Origin of the sequence: Flavobacterium sediminilitoris, from assembly GCF_023008245.1 — a bacterium.
In the GTDB taxonomy this organism is placed as follows: domain Bacteria; phylum Bacteroidota; class Bacteroidia; order Flavobacteriales; family Flavobacteriaceae; genus Flavobacterium; species Flavobacterium sediminilitoris.
Map to the genome: position 1 here is coordinate 1,078,151 of NZ_CP090145.1, position 16,268 is coordinate 1,094,418.

General features: G+C 28.5%; 17 protein-coding genes. 16 read left to right on the top strand and 1 reads right to left on the bottom strand.

The genetic code is table 11. From position 1 onward, the window contains the following. Nucleotides 1–624 precede the first annotated feature (624 nt). The 10 genes from LXD69_RS05010 (at nucleotide 625) to LXD69_RS05055 (ending at nucleotide 11,205) form a co-directional block, all read left to right on the top strand. Nucleotides 625–4,554 (top strand): hypothetical protein, encoded by a 3,930-nt coding sequence (locus tag LXD69_RS05010; RefSeq protein WP_246917946.1) that lies wholly within the window; start codon nucleotides 625–627, stop codon nucleotides 4,552–4,554. Between the two features lie 58 nt (nucleotides 4,555–4,612). After that, on the top strand, nucleotides 4,613–7,132 hold the full coding sequence (locus tag LXD69_RS05015) for a hypothetical protein (protein ID WP_246917948.1): 2,520 nt from the start codon (nucleotides 4,613–4,615) through the stop codon (nucleotides 7,130–7,132). A 12-nt stretch (nucleotides 7,133–7,144) separates the two neighbouring features. Next, nucleotides 7,145–7,513: a hypothetical protein gene (locus LXD69_RS05020; protein ID WP_246917949.1), complete on the top strand. Its 369-nt coding sequence runs from the start codon at nucleotides 7,145–7,147 to the stop codon at nucleotides 7,511–7,513. 79 nt (nucleotides 7,514–7,592) lie between these two features. After that, nucleotides 7,593–8,258 (top strand): zincin-like metallopeptidase toxin domain-containing protein, encoded by a 666-nt coding sequence (locus tag LXD69_RS05025; protein ID WP_246917952.1) that lies wholly within the window; start codon nucleotides 7,593–7,595, stop codon nucleotides 8,256–8,258. Nucleotides 8,259–8,264: 6 nt separating this feature from the next. Then, nucleotides 8,265–8,570: a hypothetical protein gene (locus tag LXD69_RS05030; RefSeq protein WP_246917954.1), complete on the top strand. Its 306-nt coding sequence runs from the start codon at nucleotides 8,265–8,267 to the stop codon at nucleotides 8,568–8,570. 62 nt (nucleotides 8,571–8,632) lie between these two features. Then, entirely contained in the window at nucleotides 8,633–9,307 is a 675-nt protein-coding gene (locus tag LXD69_RS05035) for a hypothetical protein (protein ID WP_246917956.1), read from the top strand. A gap of 17 nt (nucleotides 9,308–9,324) precedes the next feature. Beyond that, nucleotides 9,325–9,867, top strand: a complete 543-nt coding sequence (locus LXD69_RS05040; protein ID WP_246917957.1) for a hypothetical protein — start codon at nucleotides 9,325–9,327, stop codon at nucleotides 9,865–9,867. Between the two features lie 57 nt (nucleotides 9,868–9,924). Beyond that, nucleotides 9,925–10,620, top strand: coding sequence for a zincin-like metallopeptidase toxin domain-containing protein (locus LXD69_RS05045; protein WP_246917959.1), 696 nt, complete (start codon nucleotides 9,925–9,927; stop codon nucleotides 10,618–10,620). Nucleotide 10,621: 1 nt separating this feature from the next. Continuing rightward, complete coding sequence (locus LXD69_RS05050) at nucleotides 10,622–10,924, top strand: hypothetical protein (RefSeq protein ID WP_246917960.1); 303 nt, start codon at nucleotides 10,622–10,624, stop codon at nucleotides 10,922–10,924. Between the two features lie 62 nt (nucleotides 10,925–10,986). After that, nucleotides 10,987–11,205: a hypothetical protein gene (locus LXD69_RS05055; RefSeq protein ID WP_246917961.1), complete on the top strand. Its 219-nt coding sequence runs from the start codon at nucleotides 10,987–10,989 to the stop codon at nucleotides 11,203–11,205. A gap of 482 nt (nucleotides 11,206–11,687) precedes the next feature. Here the strand turns inward: LXD69_RS05055 and LXD69_RS05060 are convergent, their stop codons facing one another. Then, complete coding sequence (locus LXD69_RS05060; RefSeq protein WP_246917963.1) at nucleotides 11,688–12,458, bottom strand: DUF5995 family protein; 771 nt, start codon at nucleotides 12,456–12,458, stop codon at nucleotides 11,688–11,690. A gap of 165 nt (nucleotides 12,459–12,623) precedes the next feature. Between LXD69_RS05060 and LXD69_RS05065 the strand changes: the two genes are divergently transcribed. From LXD69_RS05065 to rnpA, 6 genes are all read left to right on the top strand, one after another. Beyond that, nucleotides 12,624–13,100, top strand: a complete 477-nt coding sequence (locus LXD69_RS05065; protein ID WP_045970469.1) for a M15 family metallopeptidase — start codon at nucleotides 12,624–12,626, stop codon at nucleotides 13,098–13,100. Nucleotides 13,101–13,125: 25 nt separating this feature from the next. After that, nucleotides 13,126–13,581: a hypothetical protein gene (locus LXD69_RS05070; protein ID WP_246917964.1), complete on the top strand. Its 456-nt coding sequence runs from the start codon at nucleotides 13,126–13,128 to the stop codon at nucleotides 13,579–13,581. 34 nt (nucleotides 13,582–13,615) lie between these two features. After that, on the top strand, nucleotides 13,616–13,942 hold the full coding sequence (locus LXD69_RS05075; RefSeq protein ID WP_045970465.1) for a hypothetical protein: 327 nt from the start codon (nucleotides 13,616–13,618) through the stop codon (nucleotides 13,940–13,942). Nucleotides 13,943–13,947: 5 nt separating this feature from the next. After that, nucleotides 13,948–14,985 carry a patatin-like phospholipase family protein gene (locus LXD69_RS05080; protein WP_045970463.1) on the top strand — a complete coding sequence of 346 codons (1,038 nt, stop codon included), beginning with the start codon at nucleotides 13,948–13,950 and terminating at the stop codon, nucleotides 14,983–14,985. A gap of 278 nt (nucleotides 14,986–15,263) precedes the next feature. Beyond that, nucleotides 15,264–15,704, top strand: coding sequence for a plastocyanin/azurin family copper-binding protein (locus LXD69_RS05085; RefSeq protein WP_246917965.1), 441 nt, complete (start codon nucleotides 15,264–15,266; stop codon nucleotides 15,702–15,704). 149 nt (nucleotides 15,705–15,853) lie between these two features. Next, nucleotides 15,854–16,225, top strand: coding sequence for a ribonuclease P protein component (rnpA, locus tag LXD69_RS05090; protein WP_246917966.1), 372 nt, complete (start codon nucleotides 15,854–15,856; stop codon nucleotides 16,223–16,225). Nucleotides 16,226–16,268: the final 43 nt, after the last annotated feature.

Consider the following 16,268-nt stretch of genomic DNA (forward strand, 5'->3'; position numbering starts at 1 on the left):
TAATAAAAATACTAGCTATACCTTTTTAACAAAAAATCATCGTCTTAAAACACTTTACTAACTCTCTGTTTGATTTTTATCTTGTTAAAAATTTATAGTGCAAATCTAAGGTTCATTCATACATTAAAAATCATCATAAATAGTGATTTTTAGAAAATTACCTGTGATTATAACTCTATACTTCCTTATAAACAAAAAACCATTTATAAGAATAATTTCTACAATTAATAAACAGAAGTAATCTCCTTTCTTTTTTAAAAAACTAATTTAATCTACACATTTTAGTATACTAAAGAGTTTAAATCATTCAAAAAAAAACATATTACAAAAAGTCAAAATAAACACAAAATCAAATACTTACACACCAAAAACTACATATAGCAATTTATCTAAAGACAAAGAATAAAAATTTAATCAGATTATTTTCTCAAAAATATCCTGGAAATCAACAAAACACAAATTAATTAGATTATTTTCTTTTTAACGTTTGTTTGTGTGATTATTTTCTCTTATATTTGCATTGTAATTATGAAATAAAACATATTTACTAAGAATATATTCTTTCTTTAATGGGATGCGCAACCTTTTAAAGCAATTTTCACCTAATTAAATTTATTTATTAAAATGAGTACACAAATTAAAAACACGCTTTTCAAGTTTGTAAACATGAGAGCCCCTGAATTGTCTAGTGAAGACAATCAAGATGAAAAATTTATATTTAGAAATAAAGAATTAAAAGGACTGTATGATGAAGTAGTTGCTGGAAAACCAGAAGGTTTTACTAAATGGGAAGCCATGAAAGAGGCGTCATCAACATTTTCATATTTAACTTTAGAAAACATAAAAAGTATAAATCCAAAATTATATCAACTTTCTACATGGATTGCTAAAAACCGTACCTCTTTTAAAATAGAAGAACTTAATACCAAAATTGATGGAGTTGTAGCAATAAACGATAGTACTACATTAATGTTGTTATGGAATAATTTATTTTATCAAACCATCACACAAAAAGATTTTTATGCAAAAGAAATCATAATCCAATTACTTCTTGCAAATCATTTTATTACAAAATATGATGTAAATACTCCAAAAGTAGAACATGCAAAAATGTTATTAAATGCTAAAGTTGTATTGCCTAAATCTCTTTTTGTAGAAGACAAAACAACAACATCTACAAATCAAAATGCTCGATTAGCAACAACAGAATCTACAACAAAAGCGACTGTGGCTTCTGATGACATGGTAAAACAGCAAATTATTGCTCAAACTTCATTTCAAAATGAACAACTTGAACAGTTAGTTAAAGAATTAAAAATAATTGAGAAAAATCATCAAAAAGAATATAATGCTTCATTTACATTAGCTGAAAAAGCCCATCAAGTAAAAATCAAGCCTATTTTAGATGAATACAACACTCATGTTGAAGAAACACGTAAAGAATGGTGTAGTGTAAGAGATCCACAAGTTGTATATGATCCAAAAGATCCTTGTAATCAACAACCAAGTATTCCTAAACCTGAACTGCCTGAATTTAATTTTACTTTCAGAGACGAACTAGATATAAAACATTTAGAATCAAAGCTTAGTAAAACCAGTTATGATACTTTATTGGAAATTACTAATAATAGTAATAACTCTACATCAACAGTTGAGAGAGGTATCAGTGTATCAATGCTTAGTTTATCTGAAGAATTTGAAACAATTGGTGGTCTTAATGGACACATAACAAATCTTATTTCTAACAATAATGAAATCATCAATAATAATATTTCTATTAATGAAAATAGTTTAGTTAGCATTGGAGGTGTTTTAGTTCCAATAACAGTTCCTGTAGTTAATCCTTTTAGCTTTCAAATATGTTCAAAACCTACAACAATAAATGCTCTTGCAAGTAAAAAATATAATTCAGACTTGTCATTTGTTGTACCAGATAATACTTGGAATGTGTCTAGTTTTAATTACACTTTGGAAAAAACAACAGGGAATTACACAAATGGAGGTCAACCACTCTATACTGTTACTAAAGTTGGAAACAAGATATTCTTAAATAATATTTTCATTGGTTTTCCTACATTATTAGAAGAATCAGACATAACATCTTTTAAAGGAGAAATTACGTTTACTAATGGAACAAAAATGTCTTTTATCGTTGAAGGTTTTAATCTTCATCAATGTTTCACTGGTAAACTTAAAAAAGAAATAATAGATCTTGGCGGAAATGAAGACCCTAATGATTCTATAACTATTCCTCCTAAAGAACAAGAAGTATTTATTCCAAGTGGTTTTGGTATAAAACAATTAGGTATTGCTGACTATCAAAAAGTAGAACAAACAACTCAAAATTATATAGAAGGAGAAGTAGCTCATATTGAAAACATAATGGCAAGAGAGTTTAAAGAAAGAACTACTCGAAAATTACGTCGATCTGACATCACTAATACAAGCTCATCTGAAAGAGAAAAAGAGCAATTAACAGATACAAGCTCAACATCACGTTTTGAAATGCAAAATGAAGTAGCGCAAGTATTACAAGAAAATAAAGATTTCTATGCTAATGCCAATGTAAGTTATGAGCCTAAAGGGATTCAGTTAAAACTAGGGGCTTCAACTGGTTTTGCAACGAATAGTTCTAAGGAAAACAGCACACACCAAGCCATTACAGAAGCTAAAGAAATTACAGAAAAAGCTTTAGATCGACTAGTAACTAAAGTAAAGCAAGAACGTATTGAAAAAATAGTTGAAGAGTTTGAAGAAAGCAACACACACGGTTTTGACAATAGAAAAGGAGACAAACATGTAGTAGGTGTCTATCGTTGGGTTGACAAAATTTATAAAAATCAAATTTTAAACTATGGAAAACGTTTAATGTTTGAGTTTATGATTCCACAGCCTGCAAAACTACATATACTTGGTATGACAGGAAATGATAGTAGTACAAAATTAATAGAACCTACAGATCCAAGAGTATATAACATAGAAGATAAAAGCTTCAATTCTTTAAACTTAAGTGATTATTCAAAAATTAATGATAATACTATCAAATATTGGGGAAGTAAGTATAATGTGGAATTAGAAATAGCTCCTGCTCAAACAATTTACATAGGGAAATCATTTTCAAACAATACTGTCTCTTCAGGAGGTTTTCAAAATGGACATGAAACTTTTGATACTAAAGAAAATTTAAAAATCCCTGAAGGCTATTATACTAAGAATGCAGAAGTTACTTGGGCTAGTATGGAAGATGGAGACTATAGACAAGGTCATGGAATGCACGTTGGAATAGGAAACTTACGCTTTTTAGATAAAACCACTGGATTCCCACAACCTAATGGACAAGGAATCAATAAACAATTAAAAAAGTTTGAAGGAGAAATTCCATTATCTGCTTATTATTTAAACAGTTTTGTTTTTAATGCTACAGCAACAATAGAGTGTGAAAGAACTCCTGAGTACTATAAAAAATGGCAACAAGAAACCTTTAAGTCTATAATTGATGCTTACGAAAATGCATTAAAAGATTATAACCAGAAAATAGCAGAGCAAAAAGAAATAGGAGTTCAAATCAAAGGAACAAATCCAGGGTTTTATCGTGAATTTGAAAATAAGATTCTACGCAAAAACTGTATTTCTTACCTTATTAGTCAAAATCCGGAAGCTAAAAAAACATACGGTAAAGACAATATGTTTAAAAGAATTGGGTCTGACATTATTGAAACATTTGGAAATACCGAAGTAAATATAAACCAAGAGTTAGATGACTATGTAGCATTTGTCAAGTTTATAGAACAAGCCTTTGAGTGGGATATTATATCCTATCATTTATATCCATATTATTGGGGAAATCGTACAGATTGGAATAGTTTATATCAATATGATGATACTAACGATCCTTTGTTCAGAAACTTCATGCAAGCAGGTATGGCTAAAGTAGTTGTAACTGTTCGTCCAGGATTTGAAGATGCTGTTAGATACTATATGCAAACAGGTCAAATATGGAATGGAGGAGAAATTCCTGTAATTGAAGATGAACTATATTTATCTATTATCGATGAACTTCGTGCTCCTGAAGGTGAAAAAACAGGTAAAGCATGGTGGACAAGAGTTCCTACTGCTATGACAATATTACAAGCTCAAAGCATTGGATTAAAAGTTGACAAAGCACTCCCTGAGAATGGTAATTTATCTGATTTTGAAGATCCAGACACCGTGCCACAATCTAATGCACTTGAATTTACAGATGCCGAATTAGGTGGTTCTCAAACTCCTACAAAAACTGCCCGATTAATAGGAATTATTGAAGGTAGCGAAGGAATTAATGCTAAAATTATTTTAAAAAGAATTGACGGCAGTATCCAAGATCTCACTTATTGTGATGAAAATGGAAAATGGGAACTAAATCATTTGCCAGCAGGTAGATATGAATTATTATTAGATGCTGAAAACGATTTTCCAAATGATGCATATATTGTTACCGAAGGAAGTAAAGAACAAGTAGTAGAGCTTGTAAACGACCAAACAGTAGAGGCAAAATTAGTAGTCAAAAAAGTATAATTCTTAATGTACAACCTTAAACCCCAACAATTGTTGGGGTTTTTAAACTAATTTAATGATGAGCGATTTCAAACAAATAATAAATTATTTAAAGTTTTTCAGAAGATCAGATGAAGCAGCTTTAAATAACAAACATAAAGAAGCAATTATTGTAGATGAGAGTTATAAGCACAATGGGATACCTCACGAGGACAATTTTATTTTTGTAGAAAAAAAAGCTGTAGAAAATCAAAATGGATATGTTTATTTAGGTCATGAAATTGAAGACACTTTGTACCTGCAAAGACAACCCAATGGAATAATTGAATATTATATTAAAAAAGATTTTCAAATTAATAATGAAACCATTGCAAAATATAAAAGAATCCCTTTTTATTTTACTGATATTTGGGAAGAAAAAGAAGGTGAAACATTTACAGCAATAGAAACCCTAGGAAACTATTATTATAGTCAAGCTATAGATAAAATTATAGAAATTTCGCTCGACGATGTTTTTGTATTCCCAGATTATTTTGTGTATCATCCAAATAACATACAAGACATTACAAATGGAGATTATCGTTTTAATTATAAAGACGAAGAAGGCTATACAAGCGACAATAGTGATCTAGCATTAAGAGCTTTACTTTCTACCAGTTATAATTTAGTGAGTTCGGAAACAAAAAGAACTGTTGGTTTTTACAAAAACGACAAAGCAGGTTTTGTGTTTCTCTTACCAAAAATAAGTCAAAGAGGAGCAAAATACTATTTAGAATATACCTATTACCAAAAAGGAATATCCTATAACAGTTTTATAACCGAAACCGCAATACGCCTAGAATTCAACTATTTTGGAGCTCTTTTGGAGTTTCTAAACCAAACTGTTTTTTATGGCTTAGACGATTTAGACGCATTTAATAGTAACGCAAAAAAGTTATTTTTAGAAGATTACACCATTTTTGTAGAAAACCTACTCCATTTTTCTAGTGGCACTAAAATTCTAGAAACCCTCTATTTTGTGCCTATCTTCTTCTTTAAAAAAATAGATCCTAACTTCCTATGGTATGTTTTAGAGAAAACTCTAGAATATAATGTTACAAACATTGGATTAAATATAGAAGACATCGTTTTGCGTATATTAGAAGGTATCTATGAAAGCTCAAAAAATAAAGATGTTTTTCTATTAAACCTAATAGAAGAAAAGAACCAAAAGAAAAGTTATTTTTCGTTGTTATACGAAAAAATGAATGGACAAAATTTCGTAACACTGGTACAATTCTTGTATAATGTGTGGCTAAAAAGTTCTTTTATACATTTTGACAATCCTTATTATACATATGATGAAGGATCATTACTTATTCCATACAAATCAAAGAAATTTGCTGGATTTTACAGTAGCAATAGAAATTTCGATTTTAAAAATGGAAAACACATAGAAGTAAGCGAAGATGAAAGCTGGATTGACAATATTATTAGTGTTTTTGATCCTAATTTAGGAGACTATGTAAACCAAATAGTTGAAGAGCAAAACAAGTTTAGCTATCATCTTTTTCAACCCTTAATGCTAACCGATGTAAAGCAAGAAAGCCCGATACCTTTACCAAGATTGCTTCCTGCTTTTTTCTTAAAAGCCAATGAAGACAAAGCCTTTTGGAGCAATGTGATAACAGGTATAGAATACACAGTAGATGCTATAACCACACTTTCTGGATTTGGAAACTTGGCAAAATTTAGACATTTACAAAGAATTGTAAAAGTAGCTACAAAATATAAGTTTTTTGATAAAGCCAAGAAATTTAATTACTTAGCAAAAATTCGTTTTGGCGTAAGTGTTATTGAAATAAGCAGTGGTTCTTTAAATGCTTTGTTAAAATTAACAGGATTAGCCGATACCAAATTTGGAAAAGCATTAACTGAGTATTTATTTTGGTTAGAATTATTATCTTTGGGAGGAGAAATAACAGCTGCCATAAAAGGAGGTTTACGCAAAAGTGCCAAAGAAGTTCTAGAACATACTGATGATTTAAAGAAAACCGCTAAAAATGCAGATGAAGCCAAGCAAATAGATGAGGTTATTGAACATTTGGAAGATGTAGCAGGAGAAACTAATGAATTATTTAGAAAAATAGATGAATTATTTGATTCATCAGGAGGTAGATTATTAACAAAAAAAGAGTTAGACTTATTAAAAGATTTTCTTTGGCAAAAGTATAAAGTTAGAGTTAAACTAGTTGATATTGACCATTCTTTAAAAAATAAGTTAACAGATTGGAACAAAAGAAATGTTTTAGGTAGCTTTAGACAAGGACCTCCACCAGAATTATTTTTACGTTCAAAAAATGCTTCTGAATTAACTGTTTTCCATGAGATGGTTCATCTAAAATATTGGTTTGATAAAAAGCCTAAAGTTCATTTTGTACAAGAAGAAATAATTGTTTGGGAAGAAATATGGAAATCAAAAAATAAATGGACTCAAAAAGAATTGTTTGACTCTTATATTTATGTTCAAGATTTAGTTGTTGAAGCAAATAAAAAAGGGTCTAAGATTAAATTTGATTTAAATTATGAAATGGAAGGATTAAAATTTATTTATAGATAAAATTAATAAAAAATGATATACAAAAAACAAGAAATAGTTGATATCGCGATTAAAACTATGAAGGATATAGGATGGGGCTATAATTCTAATTTAGAAATTGAACCAATTTTTAAAAGTATTGACGAACAGTTAGAAAATTTAAAAAAAATAGAGGAAGCAGGTTTTTTGCCTAAAGAAATAAAATACGAACAAGCAGTAAAGAACATAAAACCTTATTGGATTGTTGGATTTGATTTTGAAGAAGAATCACAGATTGAAAATAATCATATTTTTTTAGAAATTTCGGATTTAAATGGTGAACCATTTTTTATAAAACATAAACAATCTGGAATGAAAATACAAAAAAATAATGAAGGAAAGTATTTTACAATACTTGAATAAATATTTAGCTATAAACTTCAAAGCTACTTTCGAGTAGCTTTTTTTATGCCTAAAAACTAAAAAATTACAATTATTATCTTTGGGAGGAGAAATAACAGCAGCCATAAAAGGAGGTTTACGCAAAAGTGCCAAAGAAGTTCTAGAACATACTGATGATGTAAAGAAAAAGTTAGACAATCTCGTTATAGAAGAAAATAACTTAAAAAGAAAACTAACCAATGATGAGATTGAAGATTTTTTTAAGCATTTGGAGGATGTTGCAGAGATTGATTTTATGGCTTCCAGAAAAATAGGTAATTTTGGAGGTAAAATATTAACAGCTTCTCAGATTAGACAATTAAGAAATGTTTTAAAACAAAAAGGAATTCATTTAATTGTTGAAGGAGACATAAAAAGTATTACAAAATTATTCAAGCCTATTGATGAGTTTAAAAATATAGATGAATTATTTTATGCAATGAGAGCAAAAGGATTTCCTGGAGGTTTTAACGCACATACTAAACAATTTTATTTAAGTAAAAACGCAACAGAAATAGTTCAATTTCATGAGCTAGCTCATTTGAAACACTATGAAGAATTAGGAGAAGCTTATTTATTATTATCAAAATTAGAAAAAGAGACTTATGTCTGGAAAGAAATTTTCGCTAATAAGAGCAAATGGACAAAACCAGAATTACAAGACGCTTTAAATTACATTAACGGGATTAGGATAGAACAATATGGGTTAGAACCCTTAAAAAATTAAAATATAATGAAACATACAGAAGAAAAAATTTTAGAATTAATAAAGAAAGTACTAAAAGATTTGTTTAAAGATTTATATAAAGAATCCGATATTGAACAAGTAGTTTATAATGGTAATAAAGAATTAATTAGGGGAGAAAATACCGGCAAAAATCATCCTTGTTGGGTAGCTATAATTAAGTCTTTATTTGATAGTGTAGATTTTTTAGTGATTTCAGATGAGGCTGGTGAACCGCTATACATTCAAGGCAAATACACTACATCAGAAATTGAAAAAGACCAAGAGGGAAATTATTATAGAAAAGAAAATTAATTTCAAAGCCACCTTCGGGTGGTTTTTTTATGCTCAATAAATAACATTTACAATTATTATCTTTGGGAGGAGAAATAACCGCTACCATAAAAGGAGCTTTACGAAAAAGTGCCCAAAAAGTTCTAGAACATACTTATGAGTTAAAGAAAACCGCTAAAAATGCAGATGAACTTAAGCAGATTGATGAGGTAATTGAGCATCTATATAAAGTAGCAGAAGAAGCATCTGATTACAGTTCAAGATTTGCAAAAAAAGTACTTAAAAACTTGGATGAAGTTTCTTCAAAAATAAAGAACTATGAATCAAGTATTCAGAAGTTAAAATATGAAGAGGGTATGTTGCTAAACAATGCCAAGAAAATAGAAATTAAAAAAGTCACGCAAAAAAAAGAAAGCAGTATAAATTGGGTGCATATCTCAGATGAAAAATTTGTAAGATCTATTATTACACATAATCATCCAAATGGATCAGGTCTTAGTTTGGCTGATATTAAAATGTTTATCGGAACAAGATTATCAGAAGTGAGAGCTGTAACACCTGAAGGAACTGTATATAGTATGAAAAATAAAGGAATTTCAGGAAAATTAAGCGAGCAATTAATTAGAAAAATAAAAAATCAAGAAGATTTTGCAAAAGCAACTTTACCTAATGCACCAGAATATATAGATGCTTTTGTATTTAGACTGATATGGGACGATATTAAAGATTTAGTGGATTATGTACATTATATAAATTAATTTAAAAATAAATAATTATGATATTTGAAGGAATAAACATTGGTTTTTTATGGGAAGATGTCAACGAGAAAATATTAGATGCTCCCAATCCATTTGATGAAAAATGGAGAACAGAAATGGTTAAATATGGAAATTTTAACGATTCAGGACCTTTAGAAAAGGTATTGCAATTGATGATAATAGCCTATAAAGACAAATCTCCTAGAGTTATGTTTGCTATTTCCAAAGATATAAAATCTGCGGCAAAAGCAATTTACAAAGATGATAAAGTTATTCAACTAAAAGAACATTTAGCTAGAACAGATATTGAAAGATTTACAGATACTATAAAAGATAAAGATGGTTTAGAAATACCAGTGGAACGATTTTTTGAATTTGTTGATTCACATAATTTTACCAATATGGTAGAAAACACATTAGAAGGTAAACAATTTTCAAAAACTATTGAAGGAGACAAAATAATTTTTAAAGTTGAAAACAGCCCTATTGATAGTATTGAGTTAACTTCTAAAAGTTTTCTTCTAAAAATAAATGATTTAATCTATAAATATAAATATTAACTAAACCACCCGAAGGTGGTTTTTTTATGCTTTAAATTTGACATCCAAATCTTATCTTTGAGTGGAGAATTAACCGTTGCCATAAAAGGAGGTTTACGCAAAAGTGCCCAAGAAGCTCTAGAACATACTGATGATTTAAAGAAAACCGCTAAAAATGCAGATGAAACCAATCAAATAGATGAGGTAATTGAACATTTGGAAGATGTTGCAGAGGTTGATTTTATGGCTTCACATAAAATTGGAAATTTAGGAGGTAAAGTTGCAACAGAAAGACAAATAAGACAATTAAGGGGTATATTAAAACAAAAAGGAGTTAATTTAATTTTAGAAGGAGATATAAAAAATGCATTAAATCAATTTAAACCAATTGTTATCAATGGCAATAGATTTGATAAACCAAACGATTTGTTTAGATTTATGAAAGATAATGATTTTGTAGGTGGTTTTAATGCAGAAACAAAACAATTGATTTTACCAAGAAAGTTAATTGATTTTGAAAAGAAAATTTATGAAAATCCAACAGAAATTGTTTTATTCCATGAAATGAAACATTTGGAACATTTTGAAGAGGTGGGAGAAATATCCTATAATAAGTTAGATGTGTTAAAAAAAGAAACCTATGTTTGGAACAAAATACTTGCAGAACGAGGTAAATGGACTAAAGACGAATTAACAGATGCATTAGAATATATTAATAGAATTAGAACGGAACCTAAATATGGTTATAATCTAAAACCAATAACGATAAAATGATATGAAACATACAGAAGAACAAATGCTTGCTAAAGCTAAACAAGTACTAAAAGATATACAAAAAACATCTTATAGAGAAGAAAATATTTTAGGCGTTTCATTTAGAGAAAAAGACGAAGTAGCTAGACCAAGAGGTAAAAAAATTAATTCTTGGACTACTTCATTGCATGAGCCCGTATTCGATAGAGCTCTTTTTTTAGTCATTTCAGATGAAACGGGAGAACCTTTATATTTCCAAAGTCCACATAAAGTAAGCGAAATTCTAAAGGATGAAAAAGGAATTTATTATAGAAAAGAAAATTAATTTCAAAGCCACCTTATGGTGGTTTTTTTATGCTTACTAAATAGTAATTGTAATTATTATCTTTGGGAGGAGAAATAACAGCAGCCATAAAAGGAGGTCTACGTAAAAGTGCCAAAGAAGTTCTAGAACATACTGATGATGTAGAAAAACAGTTAGATAATCTTGTTATTGAAGAAAATAACGTAAAAAGAAAACTAACTCAAGCTGAAAAAGATAAGGTTATAAAACATTTGGATGAGGTTGCAGAATCTTTTAAAAAAAGACTAAACCAAGTAAAGTAGCGAATGCATTTATTAAACCAAAAGGGATTGTAACTAGAATTTCTAAAAAAGCTAATATTGAAACAAAATCCGTCTTTACTTTGCATTTTAAAAAATCATTAAATTTATTCGAAAGAAAACAAAACTGAACTATCAAAAAACTGTGACAAAATAATTTTATAAAAAAGATTTATCACAAGTTTGTGACAAAAGCAGTTGTGACAAAAAATTTTGTCACAACTGCTTTTGTCACAGCTTTTTAAAAAAACAAATCAATAGATGAATTCTTTAGGTTTCTAAATCCTTCTTTACTCCATGTTTTAGAAACATATTAATACTATTTAACCACCTTTTATACTTACTAAATTACAATTATTATCTTTGGGAACATAATTAACAGTTGTCATAAAAAATAGCTTGCAAAAAAGTTCTAGAACATACTGATGATGTAAAGAAAAGCATTAAATATTGATAACATTAAACTTATAATACATATAACCAATTTAAATCACACTTCTCAATTTATCAATTTTTGCCACCACACTTCCTCTTTCAAACAAACGAAGGATCTTAAAAATCAAAGAAGGAATATATCCAGGATTAGTAATTAAATCTGCAATTTTTGTTATTTTTTTATCTCTAAGTTGTATTTGTTGTTCCAGTTGTGTTGAATTTAATGGTGCTAATTCAACTGCAAATTTCCAAGCACCGTTTCTAGCTTCTTGCATACTAAAATCAATTAGAAAAGTATCTACATTTCTGGTTTTCTTTAATACCCATTTTAAAAAAGGCCAAACATCTGACATAGCAGTTTCTACATTACCCACTAACCCAGATAGTATATGATTAATCATATTAAAATCGGCATGCAAGTCATGTATTTCATCTCCAGGTGCAACTTGTGCTGCTGCAATACTTAAATCTAAATTAATGTGAGCATTCATCCCTAATAATAAATGTTGTAATACTACTATCCAATAATCATTGGCATATTTAAAAGCAACTTCCCAACAAGAAGACGGTAGCAAACTCATTTTATATTCATAATACGCTTTAATATATCGATTAGCAAAAATCACATCAAGTTGCTCCATTCGTGGTCCATTTTGAAACATTCCCTCCTCTATTCCTTCTTTTACTTTTTCAGTAACCTTGTAGTACAAAACAGCAAAGTAACCCAAAGTAGATTTATTCTCTATAAATTCATCAATAATTACATTCAAAATTGAAAGAACTTCATCAATTGTTTTGGCTTGTGGAATATTTTCAGACATAGAATATTTTTATTGTAAATATAAATCAAAAAAATTCAAAAAACTGCTTAACTATTCATTTTAATCAAGATATAAAATAAAAATACTTAGATTATTTTCTTTGTATTATTTGTAAATTAAGATTATTTTCTTTATATTTGTTTTATAATTTAAAAATACTGTTTTATGGACAAATACACTAAAAAAAGAATTCAGAAACTTCATCCATTAGTTAGAGATGAAGTAGAAAAGATTGTTGAAGAATGCAACATTGCACTCTCTGAAAGAGCAAAAATACGAATCACACAAGGGTTTCGTACTATTGAAGAACAAAACGAATTATATGCCAAAGGGCGCACTATTTCAGGAAAAAAAGTAACAAATGCAAAAGGAGGACAATCTATTCACAATTACGGATTTGCAGTAGACATATGCCTTATTATAGATGGTAAAAAAGCATCTTGGGATACTATGAAAGACTGGGATGGAGATAAGGTGGCCGATTGGTTTGAATGTGTGAAAATTTTCGCAAAATACAATTGGGATTGGGGAGGAAATTGGAAAACATTCAAAGACTTACCTCATTTTGAGAAAATTGGATATAATAATTGGAGAAAATTATCTAAACTTAAGAAAGATAAAAATGATTATGTAATTTTATAAAACAAACAACAAATAAACACAAACCATGAAAACACTAAAAATAAAATCTGTTCTACTTCTATTAATTGTTTTAACAAGCTGTCAATCATTAAAAACAGCCATTTTCGATCAATATTCCTATCAAAAAACAACTGAATTTAAAGTAGAAACATTATCAATTATGGATAATGCAATATATCCTTTTGAACAACAAAAAGAAGCTGTTGAAAAATTAAAACTCAACATAGAAAAGCTTAAAGAATACGAAAAAAACAAGCCAAACAACGAAATTACTTTTGCAATGTGGCAAGTTTTAACTAATAAAGAAAAGCATCTTATTAGTGGCTTTTTTAAACTTTGGGAAGAAAAACAAAGCCTCTCTCCTACTTTTATTAATGAATCAAAAAAACAAATTGAAGAAGCTTTTGACCTTCTCATTCAATATGAAATTAAAAAAGATAAAACATCAAAAGACAATCTATTAGAAATTATATCACAATAAAACTTACAAACAACAAATAAAAACAATATAAATCATGGATATCGAAAAAGTAATGAGCGACCTAAAAGCAAGCCTTTTAACTCTCTTAGAAAATAAATACAAAGAATTAAAACCAGAAATTAAAAAAGATATTGACGATTTTCTTAAAAAATCGAAAGAAAAAATAGAACGCTGGTTATTATTATTAATTGAAGGAGCTATAACAAAAGAAGAATTTCAATGGTTACTAAAAAGTCAGCAAGATATTATTGCATTAAAAGCACTACAAACAGCTGGACTATCTAAAATTCGATTAAACAATATTAAAAACAACATTATAAAAACCATTTTTGATGTTGTCATCACAACTGTTTTAAAATAAAATGTATGGCAAAAAAAATTAGAATATTAAGTCTAGATGGTGGTGGAATACGAGGTATTATAACTTGTGTTGTTTTACGATATATTCAAGAACAACTACAAAAAATTGATAATCCAAATGCTAAAATTGGCGACTATTTTGATTTGGTTGCGGGAAGCAGCACTGGTGGTTTATTATCTGCAATCCTATTATTCCCTGATAATTCTAAAAACGCAAAATTTTCAATTGAAGCGGCTTTAGATTTATATGCAAAAAAAGGAGATTCAATTTTTAATGTGTCATTTTGGGAAGAAATTATAAATCCATTTGGTCTTTTTAATGAAAAAATTTCACAAAGAAATCTTGAAAGACAATTATATGAAGTATTCGGAAACCTAGAATTGAGAGAATTAATAAAACCCTGTTTAATAACATCTTACGACATCAATCAAAGAAAAGCGAAATTTTTTTGTAGTCACGAAGCAAATTCGCAATTAGAAAATTTTTATGTAAAAGATGTTTGTAGAGCCACGAGTGCAGCGCCAACCTATTTTGAACCTGCCAAAATAAAATCGCTCTATGATCAAGAGTTTACATTAATAGATGGTGGTGTATATGCAAATAATCCTGCTTTATGTGCTTATGCAGAAGCTAGAAAAATACCTTTTTCAAAAGTCTTAAAAGATCCTAACAAACGAGATTATCCCGATATTAATGATATGGTTATTGTCTCAATAGGAACAGGAGAAGTATTAAAGCCTTACACTTTTGAAAAATTTGTAAATGCAGGAAAAATAAAATGGATTTCTCCTTTAATTGACATTCTACTTTCGGCTAATGCTGAAACCGTAAATTATCATCTTACTAAAATGTATGAAACATTAGGACCAAGAAACCAAAAGAACTATTATCGTTTAATGCCACAATTAAGAAATGCTTCACCTGAAATGGATGATACATCAAAGAAAAACATCTTTGAACTCATACAAGCAGGGTTATATTTTATAGATCAAAACAGAAAAACCCTAAATGAAGTTGCTAAAAAATTAGTAAAATATAAGTAAAATAAAAAAGTTCAAGGTGCACATTGAGCTTCATTTATAAATTACACGCAAAATAAAAAATTACACACATAATGATAAATTTAGATGAACTCAATGAGCACAATAAATCTTTTATTGATTTGCTCAACAACAATAATAAACCTAAACGAATCAAATAAATTATAAATTATTGAGTAAAGTAAAAGAATAATTAAAAAACACACTTATGTAATCTAGCCAACATTTCAAAAATTAGCCTTACTATACATTTGCAATAATAATTTAATCAAAATAGAAAAATGAAAAAATGTATTTTAGCAATGAGTGTTTTCACAGTAATGCTTTTTGCTTCTTGTAACGAGAAAAAACAAGTTGAAGAAGTGGTTGTTGAAGAAACTCCAGCCGTTGAAGAAGTAGTAATGGATGAAACTCCAGTAACTGAAATAATTAAACTTGAAGAAGTAAAAGGCGCTTTTACTACTACAGAATTAAACCTAAAACCAGGCACTTACTCTTTTGAAGTAACAAACAATGGTATTGACCATGAAGTAGCTTTTGTTTTAGCTCCAAACAAAGAAGATATTCAAGAATCTGATTTTATTGCTGATGCTATGCTAACTAAAACTATTAAAGATGGTGAAACAGCTTCTTCAAAAGTTCCTGTTACACTAGAAAAAGGAGAATACGTATACTTTTGTCCGTTAAACAATACTCCTAAATACAAACTAATTGTAGAATAATATTTTACAACTTTAGATCACCTTACTAAAAACAAAAAAGCTCATCAATGATGAGCTTTTTTAATACAATTCCATCTAGACTCTTCTTTTTTAGATAACAAAACAAATTCTTTACGATTTTATATATCTTTACAGCTTCTAAAAAAATTATGAATTTCAACTATCCTAAAAACGAGAAGCTAAAAAGTAAAAACACAATTGACTTGCTTTTTTCTGAAGGCAAATCAGTTTCAAAATATCCATTACGCTTAGTTTTTGTTGAAAACCCAACAGAAACAGAGCAATTAAAGTTTGGCGTTTCTGTTTCTAAAAAATATTTCAAAAAAGCAGTTGATAGAAATTATTTTAAACGATTACTTCGTGAATGCTATCGTTTAAATAAAAATATGATATTGGAAAACATAGAGAAGCCATACGCAATTATGTTTTTTTATCAAACAAAAGAACGTCTTACTTATCATGAAATTCATGAAAAAACGATTTTATTATTTGAAAAATTTATCTTAGAAATAAAAAAATAATTTTTGGCTGAGTTTTTGTGATTCTTTATATTGTAAATCTATT

Excerpts from the sequence above, each read along its gene's own strand:
- LXD69_RS05010 (WP_246917946.1), top strand. The coding sequence starts at position 625 with ATGAGTACACAAATTAAAAACACGCTTTTCAAGTTTGTAAACATGAGA.
- LXD69_RS05015 (WP_246917948.1), top strand. The coding sequence starts at position 4,613 with ATGAGCGATTTCAAACAAATAATAAATTATTTAAAGTTTTTCAGAAGA.
- LXD69_RS05020 (WP_246917949.1), top strand. The coding sequence starts at position 7,145 with ATGATATACAAAAAACAAGAAATAGTTGATATCGCGATTAAAACTATG.
- LXD69_RS05030 (WP_246917954.1), top strand. The coding sequence starts at position 8,265 with ATGAAACATACAGAAGAAAAAATTTTAGAATTAATAAAGAAAGTACTA.
- LXD69_RS05040 (WP_246917957.1), top strand. The coding sequence starts at position 9,325 with ATGATATTTGAAGGAATAAACATTGGTTTTTTATGGGAAGATGTCAAC.
- LXD69_RS05050 (WP_246917960.1), top strand. The coding sequence starts at position 10,622 with ATGAAACATACAGAAGAACAAATGCTTGCTAAAGCTAAACAAGTACTA.
- LXD69_RS05060 (WP_246917963.1), bottom strand. The coding sequence starts at position 12,458 with ATGTCTGAAAATATTCCACAAGCCAAAACAATTGATGAAGTTCTTTCA.
- LXD69_RS05065 (WP_045970469.1), top strand. The coding sequence starts at position 12,624 with ATGGACAAATACACTAAAAAAAGAATTCAGAAACTTCATCCATTAGTT.
- LXD69_RS05070 (WP_246917964.1), top strand. The coding sequence starts at position 13,126 with ATGAAAACACTAAAAATAAAATCTGTTCTACTTCTATTAATTGTTTTA.
- LXD69_RS05075 (WP_045970465.1), top strand. The coding sequence starts at position 13,616 with ATGGATATCGAAAAAGTAATGAGCGACCTAAAAGCAAGCCTTTTAACT.
- LXD69_RS05080 (WP_045970463.1), top strand. The coding sequence starts at position 13,948 with ATGGCAAAAAAAATTAGAATATTAAGTCTAGATGGTGGTGGAATACGA.
- LXD69_RS05085 (WP_246917965.1), top strand. The coding sequence starts at position 15,264 with ATGAAAAAATGTATTTTAGCAATGAGTGTTTTCACAGTAATGCTTTTT.
- rnpA (WP_246917966.1), top strand. The coding sequence starts at position 15,854 with ATGAATTTCAACTATCCTAAAAACGAGAAGCTAAAAAGTAAAAACACA.